Source organism: Modestobacter sp. DSM 44400, assembly GCF_900107175.1.
Taxonomy (GTDB): domain Bacteria; phylum Actinomycetota; class Actinomycetes; order Mycobacteriales; family Geodermatophilaceae; genus Modestobacter.
The window spans coordinates 1-1,533 of the sequence record NZ_FNOZ01000156.1 but is presented as its reverse complement, the minus strand read 5'-3'; the positions used below and the strand labels follow the sequence as shown (position 1 = coordinate 1,533).

At 64.2% G+C, this 1,533-nt stretch carries 1 protein-coding gene; it reads left to right on the top strand.

The features are described 5' to 3' along the window. Window positions 1-421 precede the first annotated feature (421 nt). Window positions 422-1,192, top strand: a complete 771-nt coding sequence (locus BLW04_RS25435) for a hypothetical protein (RefSeq protein WP_091548432.1) — start codon at window positions 422-424, stop codon at window positions 1,190-1,192. Window positions 1,193-1,533 lie beyond the last annotated feature (341 nt).

Below are 1,533 nucleotides of genomic sequence, written 5' to 3'. Positions count from 1 at the left end.
CGACAAATACGCCACCACCTACCTCGGCGGTGTCCTCCTCGGCTGCATGATCATCCATCACCGCGTCCGCAGTTAGCAGACACGCTCTAGTCAGTAGGTGAAGGGCCCGTCGGAGATGCACCCCCGGCGGGTCCTTACCTGTCCCCTGCACGCAAGGTTGACCTCCGCACGACAGCCCTGCAACGAAGCAGAAGACCCGTCGCAGCAGCCCTTAAGCGCGTTGCCAGCGGCCCCGAACCGCCAAATGAGCGGTGCCCCGCTGCCGTTCTTGCGTTTGCGTTCGTCGCTTTTGGCGCCTCTGTCGCGTAACCTGACCTGCAACGATGCCCGAGCTCAATACCCCAATACTCCATGACCCCCTGACTGCAGCGAGCGCCGCTGACATGGTCAAGTACTTGGGCGACATGGATCGGAGAGCCCGATGGGTGTGGTCACGGTGACTGCGAAACGGCTTCTTGCCGACGTCGTCCGCAACTCCGGACGTCGCAGCACGGTGCAGATCCCGGCGAGTTTCGCCCGGATCAGCGAGGCGGCTCAGACCTCCACGCCTCTGTCGCGGCTGTTCGTCCGGGGTGAGGCTGCGTTGAAGCTGTATTTGACCTTGGTACTGCTCACCCGCAAACCGCCGCATGAGCTGTTCCGGGACATAAACGACGCGTTCTGGGCGAACCTGTTCGGGTTTGAGGAGCGCAGTGGGACCAACCCCGCGCCGGGAGCAGGGACGCGACGTGTGAAGCGGGCTCTCGCGATGCTGGAGCGCGACGAGTCTCCGGACGGCCCCCTGATCAAGCGGCGTGTCGAGCATGGGCGCGGGCCAGTGTTCACGGTCGTGCCACCTCCGGGGCCCCTGCAAGCGCCCTACATCACTCTGCCGCTCGAGTTGTGGTCACGCGGCTGGATCAACGTGATGACAGCGCGCGCCCTGTACGTCTACGTGTGTCTCCGGCTGATGTTCGTGTCGAAAGCTGATAGCGACCCGGTGCATGTCTCGGTGTGGGAGCGGCAGCGGTTTGCGATGAGTGACGACACTTGGCAGCGGGGAGTAGCGGAACTGGAACGGCTGAGACTGATTAGGTCGGACGTTGCTGTAGTGGCAGCCGATGACTGGTCAAGCGACAGGCGCCCGCGCAAGGTGCTCTATCTGAACAGCGACTATTTGCGCGAGAACGACAGCCCGACCAAGCCGGTGTAAAAGTGGGCTCGGCCTATGCTGGCAAGATGGCTGGGGGCGCAGCGCCTTGCTGGCACTCGTCCGTCAGAAACTTTTAGGGCCGGCCCGTCAGCGGGTCCCGCCGAGTGCCTCATTTCGCGAGTGACGAGGCCCGCGGTCCGCTGGCCCTCACGCGGGCCAGTGGCCGAGCCCAGTCCTGTCGCCCGACCTCCGCTCGGTCGCTGACCGCCAGGGGAGCAAGCGGCTCCCGCTGGGCGATGAATGTGCGGCCGTCATGCCGGTACACGGCGCTATGAAACAAGACATAAAGGGGCTCTTCGAACTTGAGGGGGAAATGACCCTCAGCAGACGGTGACCCGGCG

Excerpts from the sequence above, each read along its gene's own strand:
- BLW04_RS25435 (WP_091548432.1), top strand. The coding sequence starts at position 422 with ATGGGTGTGGTCACGGTGACTGCGAAACGGCTTCTTGCCGACGTCGTC.